The organism is Xanthomonas sp. F4, assembly GCF_011761895.1.
This window is the reverse complement of the sequence record NZ_JAASQX010000004.1, coordinates 223,291-247,454: the sequence shown is the minus strand read 5'-3', so window position 1 is coordinate 247,454 and position 24,164 is coordinate 223,291. Positions and strand designations below refer to the sequence as shown.

26 protein-coding genes are annotated in these 24,164 nt (G+C 67.1%); 12 read left to right on the top strand and 14 right to left on the bottom strand.

The window, feature by feature from the left end:
• Positions 1 to 37: 37 nt before the first annotated feature.
• The 11 genes from FHR66_RS15360 to acpA all read left to right on the top strand — a co-directional run bounded on the left by FHR66_RS15360 (position 38) and on the right by acpA (position 6,936).
• Positions 38 to 577, top strand: coding sequence for a transglycosylase domain-containing protein (locus tag FHR66_RS15360; RefSeq protein ID WP_160964443.1), 540 nt, complete (start codon positions 38 to 40; stop codon positions 575 to 577).
• A gap of 84 nt (positions 578 to 661) precedes the next feature.
• Positions 662 to 1,198, top strand: a complete 537-nt coding sequence (locus tag FHR66_RS15355; RefSeq protein ID WP_456361767.1) for a hypothetical protein — start codon at positions 662 to 664, stop codon at positions 1,196 to 1,198.
• Between the two features lie 243 nt (positions 1,199 to 1,441).
• Positions 1,442 to 1,675 (top strand): DUF1161 domain-containing protein, encoded by a 234-nt coding sequence (locus FHR66_RS15350; RefSeq protein ID WP_160964444.1) that lies wholly within the window; start codon positions 1,442 to 1,444, stop codon positions 1,673 to 1,675.
• Between the two features lie 31 nt (positions 1,676 to 1,706).
• The gene (locus FHR66_RS15345; RefSeq protein ID WP_255421801.1) at positions 1,707 to 2,051 is read left to right on the top strand and encodes a hypothetical protein; all 345 of its coding nucleotides are present in this window, start codon (positions 1,707 to 1,709) and stop codon (positions 2,049 to 2,051) included.
• A 69-nt stretch (positions 2,052 to 2,120) separates the two neighbouring features.
• Entirely contained in the window at positions 2,121 to 2,417 is a 297-nt protein-coding gene (locus FHR66_RS21140) for a DUF2695 domain-containing protein (protein ID WP_237475202.1), read from the top strand.
• Positions 2,414 to 2,725, top strand: coding sequence for a hypothetical protein (locus FHR66_RS15335; RefSeq protein WP_343160644.1), 312 nt, complete (start codon positions 2,414 to 2,416; stop codon positions 2,723 to 2,725). Before FHR66_RS21140 ends, FHR66_RS15335 begins: the two co-directional genes overlap by 4 nt.
• A gap of 28 nt (positions 2,726 to 2,753) precedes the next feature.
• On the top strand, positions 2,754 to 3,092 hold the full coding sequence (locus tag FHR66_RS15330) for a hypothetical protein (RefSeq protein WP_160964446.1): 339 nt from the start codon (positions 2,754 to 2,756) through the stop codon (positions 3,090 to 3,092).
• Positions 3,089 to 3,478 carry a VOC family protein gene (locus tag FHR66_RS15325; protein WP_160964447.1) on the top strand — a complete coding sequence of 130 codons (390 nt, stop codon included), beginning with the start codon at positions 3,089 to 3,091 and terminating at the stop codon, positions 3,476 to 3,478. Before FHR66_RS15330 ends, FHR66_RS15325 begins: the two co-directional genes overlap by 4 nt.
• Positions 3,479 to 3,738: 260 nt before the next feature.
• Positions 3,739 to 4,734, top strand: coding sequence for an AI-2E family transporter (locus tag FHR66_RS15320; RefSeq protein ID WP_160964775.1), 996 nt, complete (start codon positions 3,739 to 3,741; stop codon positions 4,732 to 4,734).
• A 34-nt stretch (positions 4,735 to 4,768) separates the two neighbouring features.
• The gene (locus tag FHR66_RS15315) at positions 4,769 to 5,059 is read left to right on the top strand and encodes a hypothetical protein (protein WP_160964448.1); all 291 of its coding nucleotides are present in this window, start codon (positions 4,769 to 4,771) and stop codon (positions 5,057 to 5,059) included.
• Between the two features lie 164 nt (positions 5,060 to 5,223).
• Complete coding sequence (gene acpA / locus FHR66_RS15310) at positions 5,224 to 6,936, top strand: acid phosphatase (RefSeq protein WP_167087919.1); 1,713 nt, start codon at positions 5,224 to 5,226, stop codon at positions 6,934 to 6,936.
• Positions 6,937 to 7,024: 88 nt separating this feature from the next.
• On the opposite strand, the gene tcuC is transcribed toward acpA, so the two are convergent.
• On the bottom strand, positions 7,025 to 8,332 hold the full coding sequence (gene tcuC / locus FHR66_RS15305) for an MFS transporter (protein WP_160964450.1): 1,308 nt from the start codon (positions 8,330 to 8,332) through the stop codon (positions 7,025 to 7,027).
• 374 nt (positions 8,333 to 8,706) lie between these two features.
• Here tcuC and FHR66_RS15300 point away from each other — a divergent pair, with 374 nt between their 5' ends.
• A complete protein-coding gene (locus FHR66_RS15300; protein ID WP_167087917.1) occupies positions 8,707 to 9,174 on the top strand; it encodes a metallophosphoesterase family protein in 468 nt (155 codons plus the stop codon).
• A gap of 206 nt (positions 9,175 to 9,380) precedes the next feature.
• Here the strand turns inward: FHR66_RS15300 and FHR66_RS15295 are convergent, their stop codons facing one another.
• The 13 genes from FHR66_RS15295 to aroE form a co-directional block, all read right to left on the bottom strand.
• Positions 9,381 to 10,952, bottom strand: coding sequence for an SDR family NAD(P)-dependent oxidoreductase (locus FHR66_RS15295; protein WP_160964451.1), 1,572 nt, complete (start codon positions 10,950 to 10,952; stop codon positions 9,381 to 9,383).
• 232 nt (positions 10,953 to 11,184) lie between these two features.
• On the bottom strand, positions 11,185 to 11,739 hold the full coding sequence (locus tag FHR66_RS15290) for an ankyrin repeat domain-containing protein (RefSeq protein ID WP_160964452.1): 555 nt from the start codon (positions 11,737 to 11,739) through the stop codon (positions 11,185 to 11,187).
• A 64-nt stretch (positions 11,740 to 11,803) separates the two neighbouring features.
• Positions 11,804 to 13,327 carry a catalase KatB gene (katB, locus tag FHR66_RS15285; protein ID WP_160964453.1) on the bottom strand — a complete coding sequence of 508 codons (1,524 nt, stop codon included), beginning with the start codon at positions 13,325 to 13,327 and terminating at the stop codon, positions 11,804 to 11,806.
• A gap of 531 nt (positions 13,328 to 13,858) precedes the next feature.
• Positions 13,859 to 14,356 carry a hypothetical protein gene (locus FHR66_RS15280; protein WP_237475203.1) on the bottom strand — a complete coding sequence of 166 codons (498 nt, stop codon included), beginning with the start codon at positions 14,354 to 14,356 and terminating at the stop codon, positions 13,859 to 13,861.
• A gap of 363 nt (positions 14,357 to 14,719) precedes the next feature.
• The gene (locus FHR66_RS15275) at positions 14,720 to 15,328 is read right to left on the bottom strand and encodes a DUF6624 domain-containing protein (RefSeq protein WP_160964454.1); all 609 of its coding nucleotides are present in this window, start codon (positions 15,326 to 15,328) and stop codon (positions 14,720 to 14,722) included.
• Complete coding sequence (locus FHR66_RS15270; RefSeq protein WP_160964455.1) at positions 15,325 to 16,410, bottom strand: ATP-grasp domain-containing protein; 1,086 nt, start codon at positions 16,408 to 16,410, stop codon at positions 15,325 to 15,327. The genes FHR66_RS15275 and FHR66_RS15270 overlap by 4 nt, the downstream gene beginning before the upstream one ends.
• Before the next feature lie 70 nt (positions 16,411 to 16,480).
• The gene (locus FHR66_RS15265; protein WP_167087915.1) at positions 16,481 to 16,648 is read right to left on the bottom strand and encodes a hypothetical protein; all 168 of its coding nucleotides are present in this window, start codon (positions 16,646 to 16,648) and stop codon (positions 16,481 to 16,483) included.
• Positions 16,649 to 16,674: 26 nt separating this feature from the next.
• Positions 16,675 to 18,846, bottom strand: a complete 2,172-nt coding sequence (locus FHR66_RS15260; RefSeq protein WP_160964456.1) for a peptidase domain-containing ABC transporter — start codon at positions 18,844 to 18,846, stop codon at positions 16,675 to 16,677.
• Positions 18,843 to 20,126, bottom strand: coding sequence for an HlyD family secretion protein (locus tag FHR66_RS15255; protein ID WP_160964457.1), 1,284 nt, complete (start codon positions 20,124 to 20,126; stop codon positions 18,843 to 18,845). The genes FHR66_RS15260 and FHR66_RS15255 overlap by 4 nt, the downstream gene beginning before the upstream one ends.
• Positions 20,127 to 20,336: 210 nt before the next feature.
• Positions 20,337 to 22,466, bottom strand: coding sequence for an ATP-dependent DNA helicase DinG (dinG, locus tag FHR66_RS15250; RefSeq protein ID WP_160964458.1), 2,130 nt, complete (start codon positions 22,464 to 22,466; stop codon positions 20,337 to 20,339).
• Between the two features lie 67 nt (positions 22,467 to 22,533).
• Positions 22,534 to 22,899 carry a hypothetical protein gene (locus FHR66_RS15245; protein WP_160964459.1) on the bottom strand — a complete coding sequence of 122 codons (366 nt, stop codon included), beginning with the start codon at positions 22,897 to 22,899 and terminating at the stop codon, positions 22,534 to 22,536.
• 30 nt (positions 22,900 to 22,929) lie between these two features.
• Positions 22,930 to 23,256 (bottom strand): hypothetical protein, encoded by a 327-nt coding sequence (locus tag FHR66_RS15240; protein WP_202394525.1) that lies wholly within the window; start codon positions 23,254 to 23,256, stop codon positions 22,930 to 22,932.
• A gap of 49 nt (positions 23,257 to 23,305) precedes the next feature.
• Positions 23,306 to 24,154: a shikimate dehydrogenase gene (aroE, locus tag FHR66_RS15235; protein ID WP_160964462.1), complete on the bottom strand. Its 849-nt coding sequence runs from the start codon at positions 24,152 to 24,154 to the stop codon at positions 23,306 to 23,308.
• Between the last annotated feature and the right edge of the window lie 10 nt (positions 24,155 to 24,164).

Here is a 24,164-nt window from a genome sequence, read left to right as displayed (position 1 = left end):
CCGTCTGCCGATGTCAACCGAGACCTGATTGACGCTCATGCTCAAGATCATCAAGTATCTAGGAACAGCAACAGCGCTACTCATCCTGGCAACGCTTATGGCATTCGCTGCCTACGATGCGCTAGCGGTCCGACCGCATTTGGCTCTGATTCGCGATGTACTCGCCCATGCCGACCCCGAGGAGTCCTCTCCTCCCCAGACGATCCGCGGACTAATCGACGCGAATACGCGGTCGCCTTCTCGGCATGCGGCACGCATGGTCGTTTCACGTGTATACCCGGATCTGACACAAGGTCAGGGGCACGTGCGCAACGCACTTTGGAGCATCCTCCTACCGATGCACTTCGACAGGTCGCAAATGTACGGGCTTTACTGCGTCCTTTCCTACAACGGCATCGACTATGGGCTAAGCAGCTTTGCCAATCGCCAATTCGGCAAGCCGCTTAGCCAGCTCTCACCAATGCAGGCGGCGACGACCGTTGCGATCACCCATGCCCCTACGATCTACTTGAGAGATCCCGACAGGCTGGCTGATCGGGCCCGGACACTACTGGCGAGGACCCGGCATCCACACTAAGCGTCCTGCACACTACGGCAGGACGACGCCATCGTTTACACACTCCACCTTCCCTTGACATCGTCCGCCGCAAAAGGCAAAAAAATGAAGAAGGCAATGGCAAGCATCGCAATGACAGCGGCCTTGGTGAGCCTGCCGCTCGCCGCCCCGGCTTCGCAGCCGGGGCCGTCCATCACCCAGGCGACGCTGCAGGAGTCGGAGAGCCAGTACCAACACAGCCCGCTGTGCAACAAGGAAGAACTCACCCTGTGGACCTGCCAGACGCGCAAGCGCGTGTTCTCGCTATGCTCGTCGAAGGTGGTCAATCGGACCTCGGGCTACCTGCAGTATCGTGCGTCGGAGAGTGGGAAGCTGGTACTGCAGTACCCTGCCGAGAAGAAGCCGCCGACGGGGCTGTTTACCTACCGGTCGTTCTTGAACGGCAATGCATCGATCGAATTCAGCAACGGCGGCTACCGCTACAGCTTGTCCGATCCACTCAGGTCAGGCTCGTCGATTCTTGTTTCGCCACCGGACACGTCGGGCAAGGACACGGAGATCGCGTGTGGCCCAAACCAGACCCTACAGCTCAACTACACGATGCGGATGATGTACGACTCGGGTCTCTGGGCCGACCCATGAATCCGATGCGGCATCGTTGATGCACCGTCGTCGGTGCTTCGCCCGCCGCGGTTGGCGCGATGGATCGCCAGGAGCGTGCGACGGACCTAGCGATTGGTGCCATCGGCAACTTGCTACACTCGATGCAAGCGTACCGGTCTCACCAGTCACCCGCGCAGACACGATTCGGTTTCACCGCCAAGTCCCAGTGCCCTTTTTGCTTTCGCTGCAAGACTCCCTCCCTCATCAACCATTGGCCCTATCATGAAACACGCCATTGCCTTCCTGTTGCTTGCCCTCGTATCGTCGCCGGCGCTTGCCGGCAAGAACTGCGATGAGTTGAAGGCAGAGCTCACCGCGAAACTCGATGCCCACGGCGTCAAGAACTACACGCTGGACGCCGTCGACAACGCCGATGTCAAGGATCGCAAGGTCATTGGCAGTTGCGAGGCAGGACGCAAGAAGATCGTGTACAGCAAGAACAAGCCGTCGACGTAAGCGACAGGAGCTGTTACGTCATGCATGCAACATGGACGCGAAGCATTGTCCTCGCGCGTCGAAGGAACGTGCCATGCAGGTAGTGGATCACGCGCCTCATGCCTGGTTCCTCCTGCGCGACGGCGACACGCTGCTGCTCGACGTCAACTGCAGCCATGGCCCCGTCGGTTACGAGTGGACCATGGCACTGACTGCCCAGGAAATTGCGCAGTTCCGCGCCCTTGGACGTGATTTCATCGCGCAGCTCGCCGAGCGCGTGCAGTCGACCGCGCCGGGGGTATTGGGCAATCGGTCGCCGTATCTGGTTCGCAAGGCGGATGCCGAGACCCGCCAGCGGGTCAACCTGGCGATCAAGGCCTGGATCAAGGACAACTGATCGTCCGGCGCGCGCCGTACTTCCCCGCTACTTCCGCCGCAGCATTGTTTTCTACCAGCGACAGCGACAATGACAGAAGACCCGAAAGCCCAAGGTCGCAAAGCGCTCCGCAGGAAGGTGGAGTCCGAGCAGCGCACATCTGAAGAGGCCGCGCTTCCCCTTCCCAAGGAAACACTCTGGGCCTTGTTCGATCACTTGAACGACGCGCTCGCCGATGGCTGCGATCATTCCTTGCGGCTCACCACGCAGTTCCTCGCGTCCCACGGTGTCGCGCCGGAGTCGGTCATCCCCTGGCTCGGTGCGCACGGCGGCTTCTGCGATTGCGAGGTGCTGTTCAATGTCGAGGAGCGCTGGGGCAAGCCGTGACCGGACATATGCCTGATGCAGGCCTGCCGTATCACTTCCTGGCCGACCTGCATCTGCATCCTGCGCAGCCAGGAAGCAAGGCGATTGCGCTCGTCCCCGGCCAGTGGTGCGCCATTCTCTGCATCGATCAGCAACAATGGTCCGCCCGCCTCACCTTCACCGGCAGCCCGTCGCCCGGCGATACGTTCCGGGCAGCGGTACAGTTGTTGATGTCTGAGGCAATTGCATGTTTCCCGGCAGGCACTGATTTCACGCTCTGGGCGAACGGCAACGCCGGGACAGGCCACGTGGTCTCGAGTATGGCCTGACGAACACGGCGGTCCACACAGAGCCCACATGCACGTCGACATCAGCCACCACGTAGACGCCAGCGAGCCCGACGACGAAGACGGCTACTACTACGCCTACACCCTCTACCGCTTCAGCGACGGCCGCGACCGGTTGCTGGCGCGCAGCTACGACGACGAGGCGGACCAGGCGCATTTTCTGAGTATCGAAGTCGATGAGCGGGCGCGGACGCTGACGGACGCGGACCTGCGGCATCCGCTGCTGCTGGCCGCCGTGGCGTACCTGAGCGAGGCCGGCAAGCGTAGACTGCGCTGGCTGAGCGGCCGCGGCGACGGTTACGAGCCACTGCCGGGCCAGCCCACCATCGGACCAGCGGAGGCTCCATGAAGCGCGTCACGGGGATTGGCGGCATCTTCTTCAAGGCACAGGATCCGGCCGCGCTGCAGGCCTGGTACCAGCGGCATCTCGGCATCGACGTGCAGGCCTGGGGCGGCACCGCCTTCGCCTGGAACGACGACAGCGGCGCGCCGGTGACCGGCTCCACCGTCTGGTCGATCGGCTCGGCGGCAGAGGAGCCGCACTTCTCGCCCGGTACGGCCCCCTTCATGATCAATTACCGGGTGCACGATCTGCACGCCCTGGTCGCGGCGCTGCGCGAGGAAGGCTGCCACGTGCTGGAGCGCATCGACGAATCCGAATACGGCGCATTCGCCTGGGTCATCGACCCGGAAGGCAACAAGGTGGAACTCTGGCAACCGCCCGCAGGGCAGTAGCGCCGGCAGTTACCGCTGGGCGCCCGACCAACGCGCGTCGAAGCCGCCCCACATGCTGGCGCCCGCCGGCATCGCCCATGGCCGCCGACCGGTGGGTGGGTGCGGCCGACGGCCGGCACTCGATCTTCGCTCGCCCTGCACTGCGCTATCACTACTGTCCGCGCTCATTGTCCTGATCGGGATCCGCGCCGCCGATGAATGCCTCCCTCCCGAGTTCCCCCTCGCCCCTGCGTCCCTTCGCGGCGCGGGTCCTGGTCGTCATGGCGCTGGGCGCACTGGCGCTGCTGGCCTGGCAGTTGTCGGAGCTGCTGCTGATCGTGTTCGGCGCGGTGGTGGTGGGCGTGCTCCTGCACGGGCTGGCCACGCTGCTGCGCAAGTGGTTGCCGCTGCCGGAGTGGGCGGCGCTGGCGCTGGTGATCCTGGTGCTGGTGCTGGCGCTGTCGGCGATCGTATTGCTGTTCGGTGCCGAGGTCGCCGCGCAGATCGATACCTTCCGCGCCACCTTGCCCGCGGCCTGGAACAAGTTCCATGCCTGGCTGCAGTCCGGCCCGCTGGGGCCGCAGATCGAGCGCATCCCCGATCAGTTGCGCGACGGCGCCTCGACCCTGGCCACGCACGCCGGCGCCATCGTGCTGTCGGCCGGCGGCGGCGTCACCGATGCGGTGCTGATGATGGTCGGTGGGCTGTACCTGGCCGCGCAGCCGAAGCTGTATCGGCAGGGCCTGCTGCACCTGCTGCCGCGCGACCGCCGCGGCGTCGCCGACGAGGCGCTGACCGCCAGCGGCCAGGCGCTGCGTGCGTGGTTGACCGGGCAGTTGCTGGCGATGGCGGTGATCGGCACCCTGACCGGCATCGGCCTGTGGCTGCTGGGCGTGCCGGTGGCGCTGGGCATCGGCCTGTTGACCGCGCTGCTGGACTTCATCCCCATCGTCGGCCCGATCGTGGCCGCGGTGCCGGCGATCCTGCTCGGCTTCACCGTCAGCCCGCAGGTGGCGCTGGGCGCGCTGCTGCTGTTCGTAGTGCTGCAGCAGTTGGAGGGACACGTGCTGCAGCCGCTGATCCAGGCGCGCGCGGTGGACCTGCCGCCGGCGCTGCTGCTGTTCTCGCTGTTCGGCATCGGCGTGCTGTTCGGGCCGATGGGCGTGGTGCTGGCGGCGCCGCTCACCGTGGTGCTCTACGTGCTGGTCAAGCGCCTGTACGTGCAGCATGCGCTGGGCGATGCCGAGGGCGCCGAAGATGCCGGGAAGCCCGCCTGACCGGCGCTGCCGCATATCTCTCCCCCAACCCACGATGCCCACCGATCCGCAGGACCCGCAGCACGACCTGGCCGACACCTTGCACGGTGCCGCCGCGTACAACGACAAGGGTTACGCCTGGCTCGGGCACGATGCCCAGCAGATCGCCGACATGCAGCACCGGTTCCATGCGCAATTGACCGAGCTGGCCGCGCGTCTGGGCGAGGCGCGGCTCGGCCCGGCGCTGAGTGGCGCCATCGCCAGCGGCGCGGCAGCGCGCGACGACTCGGGCATCCATGTGGCGCTGTGCGAGCAGGTATTCGGCAGCATGCGAGCGTGCCGCTGAGAGCGGCCGCGGACACGGCCTCTCGCAGCACCATCCATAACCCCGGTAGGGCGCTCTGCGATACGGCCGCTGAACGCGAGTCTGGCGCTGGGACCGGCTGGCTTTGACTTGTCATTCACGCGGCCCACACTGGCGGGTGCCTTTCCCTCGCCTCCGATGACCCCGTGAAGAAGCCGCCCCAGGATCCTGCGTCCACCACGCCCGCCGACACCGACACCACCCCCGAAAACCCGCAACGCCGCCGTCTGCTCGGTGGCCTGGCGTTGGCCGGCAGCGCGCTCGCGCTCGGTGGTCCCGCCGAGGTCCACGCCGAGACCGCCAAGCGCGCGCCAGCGCGTGCGCTGTCGCCGACGGAACTGGATCGGCAACTGCGGCAGAAGATCGAACACGTGGTGGTGATCTACGCCGAGAACCGCAGCTTCAACAACCTGTTCCCCGAGTTCCCCGGGCTGCAGCAGCCGCTGTCCAAGGTGACGCCGGCGCAGGCGCGGCAGGTGGATCGGGACGGCAGCGTACTCGACATCCTGCCGCCGATCTGGGGCGGATTGGCGCCGGACGAACAGGTGGTGGCGCATCGCCGCTACAAGATCGGCGAGGACGCGATCGGGCCGCTGCCCAACGCGCCGTTCGCGCTGCGCACGCCCGACGGCCAACTGCTGCCGCACGGCATCGTGACCCGCGACCTGGTGCATCGCTTCTACGAGAACCAGATGCAGATCAACGGCGGCCGCAACGACGGCTTCGCCGCGTGGAGCGACGCCGGCGGCCTGGTGATGGGCCACTACGCCGATGCGCCGGCCACGCTGCGGCTGTGGAGCCTGGCCCGCGACTACACGCTGTGCGATAACTTCTTCATGGGCGCGTTCGGCGGCTCGTTCCTCAACCACCAGTATCTGGTCGCCGCGCAGGCGCCGTACTACCCCAAGGCCGACAGCAGCCCGGGGCGGACCCAGATCAGCGTGCTGGCCAGCGACCGTCCCGACGAGATCCGCCTGGCGGTGCAGGACGATTCGCCGGGCAGCGCGCTCAACGGCCGGCCGCGCTTCGTGCGCAACGGCGCGCTGACCCCGGACTTCTGGGCGATCAACACGCTGAGCCCGCCGTTCCAGCCCAGCACCAGCCAGGACCCGGCACGCCCGGACTACGCCGACCCCAACAGCCCCAACACGCTGCCGCCGCAGACCCACCGCCACATCGGCGACGCGCTCGACGCCAAGGGCGTGGATTGGGCCTGGTACGCCGGCGGCTGGGCGCTGGCGGTGCAGGGCAAGGGCGACACCGGCGACACCAGCGAGTTCCCGACCAGCCCCAACTTCCAGATCCACCACCAGCCGTTCAACTACTTCGCCAACCTCGCCCCGGGCACGCCGGCACGGGCGCGTCACCTGCGCGACGGCGGCCTGGGCGACAGCACCCCGGAGAACCGCTTCCTCGCCGACGTGCAGGCCGGCACGCTGCCGCCGGTGACGTTCTACAAGCCGCAGGGCAACCTCAACATGCACGCCGGGTATTCCGACGTGGCCGCCGGCGATCGCCACATCGCGATGGTGGTGGACGCGCTGCGCAACAGCCCGCTATGGGACAAGACCGTCGTGTTCATCACCTTCGACGAGAACGGCGGCTGGTGGGATCACGTGGCGCCGCCCAAGGCCGACCGCTGGGGCCCGGGCTCGCGTATCCCGGCGCTGGTGGTGTCGCCGCACGCCAAGCGCGGCCATGTCGACCACAGCGTCTACGACACCGGCTCGATCCTGCGCTTCATCACCCGCCGCTTCGGCCTGGAGCCGTTGCCGGGCCTGGTCGAACGCGAACGCGCCATGCACGCCGCCAGCGGCGTGGTGCCGGGCGATCTGACTGCCGCACTGGATCTGAGCTAGACCAGCGCCGGACGCATACCGGGGCGCGTTGCCCAGGCAGAGCGCGGCAGACTGCAGCCGCCCTGCCCTCCTCCACGCAGTGCCGCGCTCAGGCGGCGTGGAACGTGTCGGCGCCGCGCTGGCGACGGAACAGCAGCAAGGTGCAGGCCAGGCCGATCAGCGCCGCCAATGACAGCCACAGCGCCGGCGCGGCGCGGCTGTGGGTGGCGTGGATCAGCCAGGTGGACACTGCCGGGGTGAAGCCGCCCATCGTCGCGGTGGCCAGGCTGTAGGCCAGCGAGAAGCCGGTGGTGCGGACCTCCGCCGGCATCACCTCGGTCAGCGCCACCACCATCGCGCCGTTGTAGGCGCCGTACAGCAGCGACAGCCACTCGCCGATCAGCAGCAGCCGACCGAACGAGGGCGCGTCGACCAGCCACTGCAGCGCCGGCCACACCGTCAGCAGCATGGCCACGCTGGCGACCACCAGCAGCGGTTTGCGACCGATGCGGTCGCTCAGCGCGCCCATCACCGGCAGCCACACGAAGTTGGACAGGCCGATGCAGCCGGTCACCACCAGGCTGTCCAGTTCGCTCAGATGCAGTTCGGCGCGGCCGTAGGTCGGCATGTAGGCGGTGATCAGGTAGAACGACACGGTGGTCATCATCACCATGCCCACGCCGGCCAGGATCAGCCCGACATTGGCACGCAGCGAGCGTGCGATGCCGGCCAGGTCCGGCGCCTTGCGCGCGGCGAACTCGGGGGTTTCCTGCAGCGAGCGGCGGATCAGGAAGATCAGCGGCACGATCAGGCTGCCGATGGCGAACGGCACGCGCCAGCCCCAGCTGTCCATCACGCTGTCGGACAGCAATGCATGCAGGGCCACGCCGAGCGCGGCGGCGAACACCACCGCTACCTGCTGGCTGGCCGACTGCCAGGCCACGTAGAAACCGCGCCGTCCCGGCGTGGCGATTTCGGCCAGGTACACCGACACGCCACCCAGTTCGGCACCGGCGGAGAAGCCCTGCAGCAGGCGGCCAATCAGCACCAGCACAGGCGCCAGCACGCCGATGGTGCCGTAGCCGGGGACGAAGGCGATCAGCAGCACGCCGGCCGACATCAGCCCCAGGGTCAGGATCAGCCCCTTGCGACGCCCGTGCCGGTCGATGTAGCCGCCCAGCACCAGCGCGCCGATCGGCCGCATCAGGAAGCCGGCGCCGAAGGTGGCCAGCGACAGCATCAGCGAGGCGAACGCGTTGTGCGAGGGAAAGAACGCATGGCCGATGGCCGTGGCATAGAAGCCATAGACCATGAAGTCGTACATCTCGAGGAAGTTGCCGGTGACCACGCGGAACACGGCGGCGGCGCCGTGCGGCGCGGCATCGGCGGCGGCAGGGGGCGTAGCGGAAGAGGTCATCGGTCGAAGTCTGCTGGAGAAGAAAGGCAAGGCCCTGCGCGGTCGCGCGACATCGAGGGCTGAACGCGGATGGCAACGGTACAACACGCCGTGTGCGTCCGCCGCACTCGGCGCGCGCGCCGCTCCGTGCAGGTTAATGCTCGAGCGCGATGGCGCGGTCCTGCAGGGCCGGTGGCTGCCAATCGCGGGGGCACTGCCGGGCTTACCGCTGCACGCCGACGTACCGATGCAGGCGTGCGAACCCTGCGCGTCCACGCTCGCTGCGCTGGCGCGACTCGCTCCATGGACCGTGGCACCTACACGGCGGTCGCGACGGCGCCACCACGTCCGAATGCGTAGGCTGGACGCTGGTCACGCACCAGGAAGCGCCACCGATGGGTCCCGTTCGAACGCTGCATCTCGGCGTGATCGCCGACACCCATGGCCTGCTGCGTCCCGAGGCGCTGGCGGCCTTGCGCGGCTGCGCCGCGATCGTGCATGCCGGCGACGTCGGCAAGCCCGCCGTGCTGGAAGCGCTGGGGGAACTGGCGCCACTGCACGCGATCCGCGGCAACATCGATACCGCGCCATGGGCGCAGGCGCTGCCCGAGACCCTGGACCTGGACATCGACGGCGTGCGCCTGCACGTGCGCCACGACCTGAAGACGCTGGCGCGCGTCGCCGACGGCGTGGACGTGGTGATCAGCGGCCACTCGCACATGCCGTCGCTGCAGGCCCGCGACGGCGTGCTCTACCTCAATCCCGGCAGCGCCGGACCACGCCGCTTTCGCCTGCCGATCAGCATCGGCCACCTGTATCTGACATCAGCCGGCCCGCGCGGCGAGTTGCAAACCCTGGGCTAGTACGCGCGGGTCCGGCGCCGCGACGCAGGGACACGCGGCGTGCGGCGGCAGGCGGCGAACGCGCGTGTTCTTCGCTGTTCAGTGCCGGGGCCGCGAGAAGGCCGCCGCCGCCGTCACCGCGACGACCGCAGGACGCGACCGCGGCTAGTCCCCGAGCGCGGAGCGGATGCACATCGCGCGCACCGCTCCGGTCGAGCGGCGCCGCCTCACCAGTCGGTCGGCGCGTAGTCCTTGAGGAACTGGCCCCACACGTGCTCGCCGGTGTTGAAGCCGTGGATGATCGGATCGACGATGCGCGCGGCGCCGTCGACGATGTCCAGCGGCGGATGGAAGCGCTCTTCCTCAACCTTGCGCGCAGCGATCTCGGCCGGATCCTCGTCGGTGACCCAGCCGGTATCCACGCTGTTCATGTGGATGCCGTCGTTCTGGTAATCCGCCGCCGAGGTGCGGGTCATCATGTTCAACGCGGCCTTGGCCATGTTGGTGTGCGGATGCCGGGTGGTCTTGAAGTTGCGGTAGAACTGCCCTTCCATCGCCGACACGTTGACGATGTGCTTGTCGCGCTCGGGCGTGCGCAGCATCAGCGGCTTGAGCCGCGCGTTGAGCACGAACGGCGCGACCGCGTTGACCAATTGCGTCTCCAGCAGCTCCACCGAGGACACTTCGTCCAGCAGCAGGCGCCAGGAGTTGCGTCCGCGCAGGTCCACCTGCTGCAGGTCCTGGTCCAGCCGCCCTTCCGGGAACAGGTGCTGCTGGGCGAGCAGATCGTCGGCCAGCAACGGCACCTGCGACAGCTCCGCGGCGCGCAGCAGGCCGTCGGCGCCGCCGCGCCCCTGGCCCGCACCGGCCGGCAGCGTGTTCCCCCCGGCCGGCAGCAGGTCGGGGCCGCGTAGCCCTTCGTACTGGCCCACCAGCCGGCGCACGTGCTCGGGCAGGTCGTGCAGCGCGGCGGTCTCGCCGGCCAGCATGTGCGCGTAGAACTGCGGCGGCCGGCGCACGGTCTGGCAGGCGTTGTTGACGATGAAATCCAGGCGCGTGCGGGTCGCCAGCAGTTCGCTGCAGAACGCCTCGACGCTGGGCGTGTGGCGCAGATCCAGCCCGTACACCTGCAGGCGGTGGCCCCACTCGGCGAAATCCGGCTCCTCCGCGTAGCGCGCGGCCGAGTCGCGCGGGAAGCGCGTGGTCACGATCAGTTCGGCGCCGGCGCGCAGCAGCTTGAGCCCGGCCTGATAGCCGATCTTGACCCGGCCGCCGGTGAGCAGCGCCACACGCCCGCGCAGGTCCGCCGTCTCGGTGCGCTTGAAGTAGTTCAACTCGGCGCAGGGCGGGCACATCTGGTCGTAGAAGTGGTGCAGCTCGGTGTACTTCTGCTTGCACACGTAACAGTGGCGCAATTCGGGCGAATGCGTCGCGGGCGTCTCGGCCACGGTTTGCGCATGCGCCAACGCGGCCGGCATGTGCGGCGGGAAATAGTTGGGCGTGCTGAACACCGGCTTGCGCCGCAGCGCACGGATGCCGGTCTGCGCCAGCAGTTCCTCGGCCTTGCGCACCTTCTCCTGGTGGCGCTCGCGCGCCTGGTCTTTGAGCAGCTTGCGCCGCGCCTTGGGTTCGGGGTTGAAGACCTGGGCGACCACCTGCAGCAGGCGCACCCGCTCGGGCTCCGGCAGGGTATCGAGCACACGCCGGTCGGCGGCGATGGTCTCGAGCAGGTCCAGGGCGATGCGCAGGCGCTCGGCCTGGGGCAGGTCGTCGGGAGAAACGGGGGCAGTGGCGTTCAAGACAGATCCGGGATGGGCGACGGCGAGCCGCGGCAGAGCGCCGGCACGACGCCGACAGGGCAGCACGCGGCCCTGGTGTGCCACCGCCCGCCGAAGCGGAAACGGCGACGCACGGGCCGCGGCGGGCCGGAGGAACCGGCCACCCGGGCATTTTCGCCGATCCGGGGCCTGCGATCCACGCGCCGTGCGATTGCCCGACCCGGCACCCGCCCCGGAAGCGGGGCGGGACCGCTCAGCGCGCCGGTGCGGTCGCGAACTCGCCGCGCTGCAGCCGGGCCACGTCGTTGCCCTGCGCGTCCCGGGCCTGCAGGTCGGCGCCCTTGGCGGCGAGGTCCTTCAGCACCTCGGTGCGCTGGAACAACGCCGCGTACATGGCCGCGGTCTGTCCGGCGTTGTTGCGCTGGTCCGGCGCGCAATCGGCCTGCATCAGCCGCTTGGCGATGCTCAGCTCGCCCTTGAAGATCGCGCCCATCAGCGCGGTGTTGCCGCGCTTGTCCTGCGCGCAGGGGTCGGCACCGGCGCGCAGCAACTGTTCCACCGCTGCCTGTTGCCCGTGATAGGCGGCCAGGATCAGCGCGGTGTAGCCCTTGTCGTCGCGGGTATCGAGGTCGTAATGGGCGCGGATGAACTCGGCCAGCATGTCCTGGCGGCCCTGCCGCGCGGCATCGAAGAAGTAGCTGCGCAATTGCGCCTGCACCGCAGCCGGATCGGGGGTCGCAGGCGCAGCCGTTGCGGCGGCCGTTGCGCTCACGGCGAGGCCGAGAAGAAAGAGGACAACACGACGCATAGGGGGTCTCCGCAAGAAGGTGCGCGGCGCGGCGATGGCGCCGCCGGGCCGCGCGTGGGACGGATCAGTCCTGCAGCTGCGCGGCCAGTTGCTTGACCCGCGCCAGGTCGCCCTTGGCCACCCGCGTCACGCCGCTGCCGTAGGCCGGGTCGGCCTTGTACAGGAACGAGAGCATGAGGTGCTTGCTCACGTCGTCGGTGCCGGCCAGCGATTCGCCGAAGCTCTGGATCAGGTCCTGCTGCTCCTTCTTGCTGTAGCTGCGAAACAGTTCGCCGGCCTGCTTGAAGTTCTGCTCGCGGGTGATCTTGGCCTGCTGGGTGGTGCCGGACAGCGGTAGCTGGCTGTAGCGCGCGTTCGGATCCTGCGGCCGCGGGCTGAGCCGGCTAGGCTCGTAGTTCACGCCACTGCTGGTGCTGCCGGCATTCATCGCGCCGTCCTGGTTGCCGTTGTTGACCGCCACGCGCGGCCGGTTCACCGGCAGGCTCAGGCCATTGGTGCCGACGCGGTACAGCTGCGTGTCGGCGTAGGAGAAGATGCGCCCCTGCAGCAGGCGGTCTTCCGACGGCTCGATGCCCGGCACCAGATTGGCCGGCGCCATCGCCACCTGCTCGGTCTCCTGGAAGAAGTTGTCCACGTTCTTGTTCAGCACCATCTGCCCGATCTTGCGCTCGGGCACGCCCGGCCAGATCTTGGTGGCATCCAGCGGATCGAAGTCGAACTTGGCCAGGTCCTCGGGCGCGAGCACCTGGATGTACAGGTCCCACTTCGGGTAGTCGCCGCGCTTGATCGCGCCGACCAGGTCATTGGTCAGGTGGCTGTAGTCCTTGCCCTGCACTGCCACCACCTGCTGCGGATCCAGGTTCTTGAGGCCCTGCAGGCTCTTCCAGTGGAACTTCACGTAATGGACCTGGCCCTGCGCGTTGACCAGCTTGTAGGCATGCACGCCATTGCCGTCCATGAAGCGGTAGCCGGCCGGCGTGCCTTCGTTGGAGTACAACAGGGTCAGCGTGCGGGTCGCCTCAGGCACGTGCGAGAAGAAATCGAAGCGGCGCGCATCGTCGTCGAGGTTGGTGCGCGGGTCCGGCTTGAACGCGTGCACCATGTCCGGGAACTTGATCGCATCGCGGATGAAGAAGGTCGGGAAGTTGTTGCCGACCAGGTCCCAGTTGCCTTCGCTGGTGTAGAACTTGGTGGCGAAGCCGTGCGGGTCGCGCAGCGTCTCTGGCGAATGGTTGCCGTGCACCACCGACGAGAAGCGCACGAACACCGGCGTGGTGGTGCCTGGCGCGAACACCTTGGCCTTGCTCAAGTCGGAGATGTCGGCGGTGGCGGTGAACTCGCCATGCACGCCGGTGCCGCGCGCGTGCACCACACGCTCGGGGATACGCTCGCGATCGAAGCGCTGCAGCTTCTGGATCAGTTGCACGTCCTGCAGCAGCGTCGGACCGTTGGGCCCGGCGGTCTGCGAGTTCTGGTTGTCGCCCACCGGCGCGCCGTTGTCGCGGGTGAGCGTGGACTGCGCGGCGCTGGCCGACAGGATCAGAGAAGGCGACAACAGGACAAGCAGCAGCAGGGATCCAGGGCGCATGGCGTCGGCTCGTGTGAAGGGAGCTGCAGCATGGCGGCAGTGCCGCGCGCAGAACATTCGTTCCTTGCAATCACTGCCATCGACACGGCCAATCGTGCGCATGCACTGTGACCGCGAACGCGGGTGGAGCGCGCAATGCGTTGCAGCTGCAGCGCCGGCGCAGTGTCAGTCGAAGGCCGTGCCGGCGCAGATCGGCCGCAAAATGTAGACGCGTGCCAGGCGGTTTGCGGCAGCAGCGCGTCGTGGAATGCGCGGGCAGCGACACAACGGGACGCCACACGTCGGAAGACGCGCGGCCGAACAACGCCAGGAGACAAGGTTGCGGCGTCTATCGGCGACAGGCGTCTGCCGGCTGCGGGCCACACCGCAGCACCGCGGCAAGCGACATTGCCGAACGCGCGTGCGCACAACCTCCGCACGCGACCGATGCGGCGGCATCTGCGAAGTGGGCCGTCGTTGCGCGCGCGTCGCGCCAGCGACGGGGCCAGTGCAACGTCGCCGCCCTTCCTGGCTTTGCCGCGATGGCGGCGGCTAGCGCTTCGCGCTCAGCGCCCGGCTGCGATCGGCGAACAGCGTCTGATCGGCACGGCTATAGGCCTCGCGCTGCACGGCCGCGTCGATGCCGCGCTGGAAGTCGGCGCGGAACCCAGGCTCGTTGATGCGCTGGGCGATCAGGAAGGCCGCATGCGCCACATCGGCACCGACCGCGTGCGCATCGGGAAATCCCTGGCGCCGGATCAACTCGGTCAGGCGCCCGAAGCTTTCCTTCTGCGCCATCCTCAGTTCTCGCGCGAACGCGCGCAGTGAGACGGTATCGTGCTGCAGCCGCTGCGGGGTGTAGTCCCGTTTGAGATCGGCGCGGGCCTGCGCGTCGTCGCTGATCAACTGCAGCAGTTGCGTGCGGTAGGCCGGATTGGCCGGCGCCGCCACTGCGGTGTCTTCTGTCGGTGTGCCCGTCGGCTGCGCCGCGGCGATGCTGGTCAGCACGCACAACGCCGCTCCGAACGCCCACTGCCTGGCGATTCGCATGATGATTCCCCCTGTCGCGGGGATAGTAGACCAGTAAGCGCGACCTGTCCCCGATCTGGGCTGGACAACACAGATCGCCGCCTATGCGACATGGAATTATCGATGGAAATCACATCTATAGACCAAACCAGATCACTCATTTATGCGAAGTCCTAAGCGCGCCGTGGCATAGCCATTCAGACGCCCACTGGCAGCCGGCCTCGGCGCCCTATCGCCCGCGGCCACCCGATCTGCAAACACAGAACCGCCGTAGAAGCTCAGCGCCGCTCCCTAGCTCGTGACCCAGCGCGCCGCCGCGATCGAGCCCGCCGCCCGGACGCTCGCCAGAATAGCCAGGTGCCCGAACCGCACGTACTGAGTGCTTCAGTGTCCGGCGACGTCCGGCGGCAATCCCATCGCGGCTCGGCGCTGCTGCAGTTGTTCGGGCTGTTCAACGTCGAACAGACTGCCATCGGCCTTGTGCTGGGTGCCGTAAAGTTGCGGCTGCCCGCTCAGGACCCGATTGCGATCCACGAACAGCGCAAGATCCTCCTTGCTGTAGCGTCCCTGTTCTGCAGCGGCTTCGATGCCTTTCAGGAACGCATCGCGGAACGCCCGGTCGCCGACATGCTGTGCCACCAGAAAGCCTGCATGTGCGCCGTCACTGCCGGCGACCGCCGTATCAGGAAAGCCGTACTTGGCCATCAAGGTGGAAAGCGTCTGCTGATTCTGCTGCTGCGAGGCATGGATCTGCAATGCAAGCGCACGTGCGCTGCCGGGGTCACTCTGCAACTGCTGCGGCGTGTACTTCTTCAGGGCATCTGCACGGATCTGCTGGTCGGCTTGGGCCAACTGCAGGAGCTGCTGCCGGTAGTCGGCGTTGATGTGTTCGGCCTCAACGGAATGGGACATCGATTGCTCCTGTTGAGGACGGGCGAAACCTCCGCCAGCGATCGCAAGCAGGGTGGCCGCGGTGGCCAGGCGCATCATCATTCGCATAGGGGATTCGCTTCGGAGGGGGTGGACACCCGCGCGGGGGCTTGGGCAGACGGCGATGCTGCAACAGGCTTCGGAAATTCTCGATAACGCGCAGTTGCTCCATACACCAGCAAGCTACAGAACTTACGTGCGATATCCAGTTGCGCGAGCCTCTGATCCAGATAGAGGAACTGGCCGCCGGGATTGAGCTCGATGAAGATCGGCTCGCCTCCATCCGCTGGCACAAGGAAATCAGCGCAGAAGAAGTCGATGCCCAGCGTTCGCCGCAGGCGTTCGAGCTTGGCGATCAACTCATCAGGGAGCACAGCTTCGGCATACGTAATCGTCGTCTTGTGGCGAACGGCACGATAATCGATCTCTCCCTCCAGCGTGTGCGTCATCTTGACCGCCACATACTCGCCCTGAAGGCAGACGATGCGCACATCGCCGCGGTGGTGCACCACCTCCTGATAGTTGGTCGGGCACGCGCTCACGTCGCCATCGGCCAAGGTCTCTTCGATGCTGACGCGCGTCGCATACGACACGCTGTAGCCGGCATTCTCGGACCAGGCGCTGACGTTGAACGGCTTGACGACAACGCCGTCCGGTTCGCGACTGCGAAAGCGGCGAATGTCTTCCGCACGGTGGCTGATCAGCGTCCGAGGGACGCACAGGCCACTGGAGGCCGCCGTGGCCAGCTGCAACGCCTTCTGGTCCGCCATCAACGCCTGCATCGGCGCATTGATCCAGCGCTGCACGCCGACTCCACTGCCCATGACGGCCAGCGTGCCGAGGTCGAACAGCATTCCCTCGGAACGAATGAACCCTACATCCTGCTCGTGCACACCCGGCGGCGCCTGCTTCTTGAACAGCAACCGTCGGCACCAGGCAGCGTCATAGCAGAGCGGCGACCCGTCGCGTACGAAGCGGGCACCGTGTGCATCGCACAGCATCGATCCGGCCAGGCCCGTCGGCCAGGCACCGCTATCGAAGAAATCCACCTTATGTCCTGCCGCAACGATCATAGCGGCGATGGTCGCCGCGTGCGTATCGTGCTGCGGCGCCACGATCAATACGGTCTTTGTGTCTTCCTGCATCGTCCGGACATCCGTTGTGCATCCTCGCCAGATGCATGGCGGCGCTGCAGCACCGCCATGCGCCGTCCGATCAGCTGAAGATGATGACCGTCTCGGTGTCCACGGCCTCGACGACGATGATAATCAGAGTGTCCTGACCGCCACCGCAGGAAATCGCACTGACTTCCTCCTGGGTCATCTCACGCGCGAAACGCTGGGCAACGGGACGCGAATTTTCCGTGTTCACGACATTTTCCATTACACTCTCCTTGAAAGACAGCAGGGTTATTCGCCAGCGACGATGCCGGCGAGCTTCTCGACGCTTCGCGACGCGTCAAGTCTTTCGGCGCCATGTCGCACGCCTTGATTCCGCTCCGCCCCCAGCACGACCTTGCGGTCGGCCGAGGCGATGGTGTCTTCTCGATGCGCGATCAGCACGCGCGTCATGCTCAGCGCCTTGATGTGCGCATTGACGATCTCGTCGCGCTGCCGATCCAGATGGCTGGTGGCCTCATCCAGCACCAGGATCTTGGGCTGCCGATACAGCGCGCGCGCAAGAATCACTCTCTGCCGTTGTCCGCCCGACAGGATCGATCCCATGTCGCCCACCAGCGATTCGTATCCCATCGGCATACGCACGATGTCATCGTGAATGGCCGCCAGCTTTGCGGCTGCCACGATGCGCTGCAAGCTGGCGTCAGGGTCGAAGAATGCGATGTTGTCGGCCAGGGAGCCGGCGAAAAGCTGGTCGTCTTGCATCACCGCACTGACCATGCCGCGATAGGTCTCCAACCCCAATCTTCGAATCTCCACGCCGCCCACTTCGATCTGTCCTTCGGTTGGCGCGAGCAAACCCAGCAGAAGCTTGGCCAAGGTGGATTTCCCGCACCCGCTCGGTCCGACGATGGCCACCGACTCGCCTGCGCGGACCTTGAGATCGAAGTGGCGCAGCACCCAGGGGTCATCGTCGGAGTAACGGAAGCTCACTCCCTTGAACTCGATCTCCGGCGCGAGCTCGGGCCCACTGTAGTGTCCCAGCGCATGCAGCTCGGGATCGCTCATGGCGATATCGGCGATGCGCTCGGCATGCAGTCGCAGCATGCGGAACTCGATGCACTTGTCGACCAGGCTTCCCGCCCGACTGGTAAACAAGTCCGCGTAGCTGAGAAACGCCACAAGCATGCCAGCCGACAACGCGTCCTGCAGCGCCATGTAGCCACCGATACTGATCAACAGGACGCGCTGGATCCCGAAGACGCCACCATTCAATGCCGTGAATGCCAGGCCGATGCGCTGCGACTGCATATCCAGACTGGCGGCCTGCACGGTCGCCGCGAACAACCGGCTCTGACGCAAGCCCTGCTTGTTGGCCAGCTTGATCGCCTGGATGCCACGGACCGACTCCATCAACTCGCTCTGTTGGCGCGCCGTATGGAACAGTTGATCACGCGTGATGCCGAACTGGACCCGGTACATCGCCACGCGCAGCAGCAAGTAGCACGCGAATGCGGCCAGCACCACGCCGGCGAGCTTGGCGCTGTAGAAGAACAGCACCACCAGCGCCAGCATGCCGGTCATGCCGTTGAGGACCGCTTCGACGAAGCTTCCGGTCAACGTGGTCTGGATCGACTTCAGCGATCCGAACCGCGACAGCACATCGCCCATATGCCGCTTTTCGAAGTAGTCCAGCGGCAACCGCATCAGGTGGCCGAACAGGTTGTTGATCCATTGGCTGTTGAGCGAGGCACCCAGCCAACTGACCACCCAGCTGCGCGCCAGCATCAGCGACGTCTGCGCCAGCACTGCGATCAGAAATCCGATCGCCAGAATCTTGAGCAACGGCATGTCTGCAGAGACCAGGACATGGTCGATCAGCCATTGCATCTGGAATGGCATCAGGAGCACCAACATCTCGATCGCCAGCGCCAGCGCGAAGACCTGCACGAGCGCGCGACGCAGCCCAACGATCCTGCCGGTCAACATGCGCAAGGACACCGGCTGCGGCGCCGCCACCTTCTCGAAGCTCGGGCTGGGCACCAGTTCCAGCAACACCCCGGTGAAGTGCTTGCCCACCTCCGCCAACGGCAGCCGCAGCAGTCCGCGCGCAGGGTCGTGGATCACCGCGACGCCTCGCGTCACCCGCTCCAGGACCACGAAGTGGCTCAGATCCCAATGCAGGACGCAGGGACCGCCAACGGCGGCCAGGTAGTCGAGCTCAGCGCGCATCGGTCTGACGTCGAAACCGATCGTGCGCGCGATTTGCATCAGGCGTTCGAGACGCGCGCCCTGCAACGAGATGCTGAAGCGTCGACGCAAGCTGGGCAGGTCGACCTTCTGGCCGTGGAAACCCGCGACCATTGCCAGGCAGGCCAGGCCACACTCTGCCGCTTCCGTCTGCATGATCGGCACGATCCGCGTCGCGAACGGCGACCTCCAGGGCGACCAGGACCGGCTCATGATCCACGCTCGTTCGAGGGGATGTCGCGCATGCCGGAGGCCAGCTCGTAGACCGGCTCGAACATCCATTCGATCAAGTGCCTGCGTTCGAGCAGGATGTCCGCATCCAACGCCATTCCGGGACGCAGTGGTTCCTTGCGCCCATACGCCACGACATCCTGGCTACCCAGTTCGACGATCACCCGGTAACGCTGCTCCTTGATGTCCTGGCCCAGCAACCGGGTCAGATCGCCCGAACTCATCGCACTGCGCGAAATCTCCGCGACACGGCCGGCATGGCGCCCGAACTTCTGATACGGGAATGCCTGATAGCGCAGCACCACCCGGTCGCCCGGGCTGACGAACCCGACCGCCCGCGAAGACACCCACAGCTCGGCGCGCAGACGCGTGTCCCGCGGCAACAATGTCATCAATGGCTGCTGCGCGGCGACCGGCTGCCCCGGATACACCAGCAGATTGCCGACGATCCCGTCCGATGGCGCGCGCAGGATCACCGCGCGGCGGGCCTCGCTCTCGGAGATCGACTGCGCGACGTCCGCCAGTTGCCGGTCGATCTCGTTGTTCTTTCCGATCAGCGTTGCCGGAAGCTGCTCCAACTGTGTCCGCAACTGGGATTGCTGCTGACGCAGTTCCAGCGAATGCTTCTGCAGATCCTTGAGCTGCGCCTGATTCTGTATCGCCACATCCTGCTGCTGCAGCAGCTGTACCTTGGTCAGCACCCCGCGATTACTGGGACTGGACCATTGTTCGTACAGGCGCATGGCGCTTTCGGCACGTTGCCGCTGCAGACCGATCTGTTCTTCGGTACTGGCGATCTGGCCCTTCAGCAACTCGATGCGCGTGCGCAGGTCGCGATCCTGTGCTTGCGACAGGCTGCGTTGTTCCTCGATGTCGGAACGCAGGCGCTCGCGCTTGACGCGCAACTGCGCGATCACCGATGCCTGCGTATCACCGAGCGATGCGCTGTCCTGTTCGCCGGAGATCTCGATCAGCGGTTGTCCCGCACGTACTTTTGCGCCCTCCTTGGCGAACGTGCGCACGACCCGTCCGGATGCGGAAGGCGTCATGGTCAGCAGTCCGCGATCGGGTACCAGCGTGCCGTTGACCGCTTCTCGTCGCGTATAACTGCCGATGCACAGCAGCACCAGAACAATTACGAGCAGCGCGACGCTGACCCAGAAGTAAGCCCAACCGAAGCGTGGTGCGTCCAGGCGCACGGCGCCGAGCCAGCCCTCGCGGCGCGCTCGAAATACTTCTTCCCTGAAGAATCCGTCCGCCATTGCCATCCCCTGAGCGGCGCTGCATGCGTTCCTAGCGCGTGAATGTTTATCGCTTGCCGGATAAACGCCGTCAAGCGCGCAGCTGCACATGCGTGGTCGGTGCGGTAGACAATTCCTGTTGCGAGGACGCCGCACGCAGCGTGTCGCGACACGGGGCGATCAACGCGGCAGACGACACGCGCACGACCATCGCCATCGCACGTGCAACCGCTAGCCGATCACCCGCTTGAACGGCGGCAGCGCGTCGATGATGCGCTTGCCGTAGCGCTTGGTCAGCAGCCGCGAATCGAGAATGATCACGCGGCCGTGGTCGTCGGAAGTACGGATCAGGCGGCCGGCGAACTGGGTCAGGGTGCGCAACGCATGCGGCACCGCGATCAGGTTGAAGGCGTTGAGGCCGCGGCTCTCGAACCATTCGCCGAGGGTGGCGGTCTGCGGATCGGTCGGCACGGCGAACGGCACCTGGGTGATGACCACCGTGGTGCAGGCCTCGCCCGGCAGGTCCAGGCCCTCGCCGAAGGAGTTGAGGCCGAACAGCACCGAGCCTTCGCCGGCGGCGATGCGGCGCATGTGCTCGCCGATCATCTGCGACTTGGAGCCATCGCCCTGCACGAGCACCCGGTTGCGCTGCGCGATCGGCAACAGGTCGGCCACCTTGAGCATCTTCCAGCGCGAGGTGAACAGCACGATCGAGCCCTTGCCCCAGTCCAGCTCGCGCACCAGGTAGCGCGCCACCTCGCGCGGATGGCCTTCGCGGTCGTCCGGTGCCACCGGGAACGCCGGCACGATCAACTCGGCCTGGTTGGGCAGGTCGAACGGCGAGGACAGCGACACCATCTCGGCGTGCGCGGGCAGGCCGTTGTCGATCGCCAGCGCCTGGAAATCGCCGCCACCGGTGAGCGTGGCCGAGGTCAGTACCGCCGCGTCCACCTCGCTCCACAGCAGCGAACGCAGCACCTGCGCGGCCGACACCGGCGAGCAATGGCAGATCAGGTCGGCATCGCGCGAGGCGGTGATCCAGCGCGCCATCGGCGGCTGTCCGTCCTGGTCCTCGCGGCGCCAGCCCAGCCATAGCGCGTACTGCTGCTCGACCATCTCCAGGGCCATGCCCAGGTTGCGCTGCAGGCGTTCCTTGGCCGCATCCTCCTGCTTGGACTTGGCCGCCATCTGGTGCGCGGCCTGCACCCAGTTCAGCAGCGCGCCGGTGTCCTGCGCCTGCGCGTCGATCAGTGGTTTCCAGTCCTCGGGCAGGCGGCCGTTGGGCGCGCGCCACATCGGTTCGTCCTGGCCCGGCTCCGGCACCCACACCCGTTCGATCTCGGCGCGGAATGCCTTCAGGCCCTTGGCCACCTGCGCGGCCAGTTCGACCGCCTCGTTGGGCAGCTGGTTGCCGATGCGGTCCTTGTCGGCGAGCCGGTAGGCGGCGCCGACCAGCGCCTGCAGGCGGCCGGTGCGTCGCGCCATCTCGTCCAGCGGCAGATTGGCCGCGCCCTGATCGATGGCGACGCCGGCGATGTGGTGGCCCTCGTCGAGCACCAGCAGCATGTCCGACGGCGGCGCGATCAGCGGCTGGCCGTTGTCGCTGTCGCCCAGCGACAGCGCCGACAGCAGCAGCGCGTGGTTGGTCACCACGATCTGCGCATCGCGCACCTCGCTGCGCGCCTTCAGCACCGGGCACTGCACCGCGAACGAGCAGCGGCGCCCCGCGCAGCCGGCGGCATTGGTGGTGATGCGCGCGCGCAGCGACGGCGGCACCGGCTCCGGGGCGGCATCCAGGTCGCCGTTCCAGGTCTTGTCGGCATAGGCCTTGGCCAGCGCGCGCGCCTGTTCGGCCTCGGCCGGGCTCAGCGGACGGTCGTACAGCGGCGCCTCGTCCTCGAACATGCGGTCCTGCGCGGCTTCGCCATGCAGTTCGGCGACGTTGCGTGTGCACAGGTAGCGGGTGCGGCCCTTGGCCAGCGCCACCGTGGCCTCCAGCCCGGTGGCCTTGAGGAAGGCCGGGATGTCGCGCTCGACCAGCTGCGACTGCAGCGCCACCGTGCCGGTGCTGATCACCAGCTTCTTCTTGCTGGCCAGCGCGATCGGCACGCCGGCGGTCAGATAGCCCAGGCTCTTGCCGACGCCGGTGGGCGCTTCGGCCACGCCCACGCCGCCGGAGGTACCCAGCGCACGCGAGACCACGCCGATCATCTGGCTCTGCGCGCGACGCACGCGGAAGCCCGGCGTGTTGGCCTGCAGCTTGGCATAGGCATCGCGGATGGCCAGCTTGACCGGTTCGGTGAGCTGACGCGGGGACGGGCCGGACGCGGGCGGCGTCGACGGCGAAGCGGAATCGGTCATCCGGACATTTTCTCACGTCCCGTCGCAAGGACTGAAACGCCGGAACTGAACGGCGTTGCGCGCAGCGTTACGCCGACGGCGGCGCGGCCTTGCGCGGCAGCGCCAGCCACAGCGCGCGCAGCAGCAGGCCCAGCCCGACCACGTACAGCGCATCGTCCAGCAGATGCACCAGCGCAGAGGCGTCCGGATGGGTGCTGCGGAACTGGGGTGTCATTAGCGCTACCCAGCCCAGCACCGCACTCAACAGCCGCGGCAGGATCGCGCCCATCAGCAACACCGTCAGCCCGAACCGCGCCAGGGTTCGGGCGTGGCCCGGCGCCAGCCGCGGAAGCAGCAGCAGCGCGATCAGCGGCAGCAACAGCCGCGCCAGCAGGCCCAGCGCGCCGGTCAGCACGCTCAGGTCCAGAAGCGGGTGCACGCCCATCGCCAGCATCGCGTCCTCCCTCGAACCCGGTTCCGTCGGTCAGTGCGGCGGCGTCACGCGCGGCGGCAGGGCGAAGCGCAACGCCAGCACCACCAGCAGCACGCCCACCGCCAACATCAGGCCGAGGACCGCGCGCAGCATCCCCAACCACAGGGCGAACTCGGAAAGGCTGGCGCCGCGCGACATCGCCAACATCGGCAACATCGACAGCGCCGTGCCCAGCACCATCACCAGCAGCATGACGCTCAACCCGCACAGGGCCAACGTGCGTGGCCGGCCAGGACGCCGCGTGACCAGCAGCGCCAGGCCGACCACGTACATCACCACGACCGGCAGCTGGAACAGCAGGGTCGTCAGCAGTTGCATCGCAAATCCATTGTCCACGCGGTCGTTCCTCTTGATGCAGTGGTCGGTGTCAGTCGGCGCTGACCAGCACCGCGTCGCGCTCGCGCAACGCGGCGTACACCGGATCGGTCTCCGGACGCACGCCGTGCCAGGTCTCGAAGCTCTCGGCCGCCTGTTCCACCAGCATGCCCAGACCATCCACGGTGTCGCGGCAACGCGCCGCGCGCGCCCAGGCCAGGAACGCGATGGCGACCTCGCCGTAGTTCAGGTCCACCGCCAGGGTCATGCTGTTGATCAGCGACAGCGGCAGGGTGAAGCTGGCGGTGGGGTCGCGGCCGATGGTGGTGGCATTGACGATCAGTTCGAAATCGCCCAGCTCGCGCAGGTCCTCCCAGTAGCGCGAGATCGCGCGCGCCGGTTCGCCCAGCGCATCGACCAGCGCATCGGCGCGTTCCGGCGCCCGGTTGACCACCACCAGTTGCTGCACGCCGGCCTCCAGCAGCGCCGGCGCCACGCCGCGTGCGGCGCCGCCGGCGCCCAGCAGCAGCGCGCGGCGGCCGCGCAGATCCAGGCCATTGCGGCCGGTCAGGTCGCGCACCAGGCCGGCCCCGTCGGTGTTGTCGCCGTGCCACTGGCCGTCGCGATAGCTGAGCGTGTTGACCGCACCGGCGGATTGCGCGCGTTCGCTGTGCACCAGGCTGAGCGCGAAGGCGGCTTCCTTCAGCGGCAGGGTCACGTTGGCGCCGACGCCACCGGCCGCGGCGAAGGCGGCCAGCGCCGCGGCGAAGCCATCGGCCTGGACGTCAATGGCCTCGTACTGCAGGGCGATGCCGGTCTGCTTGGCGAAGGCGGCGTGGATGCGCGGCGACAGCGAATGGGCGACGGGATGGCCGAACACGGCAAAACGGGAGTTGGGCATGGAGCGCTCG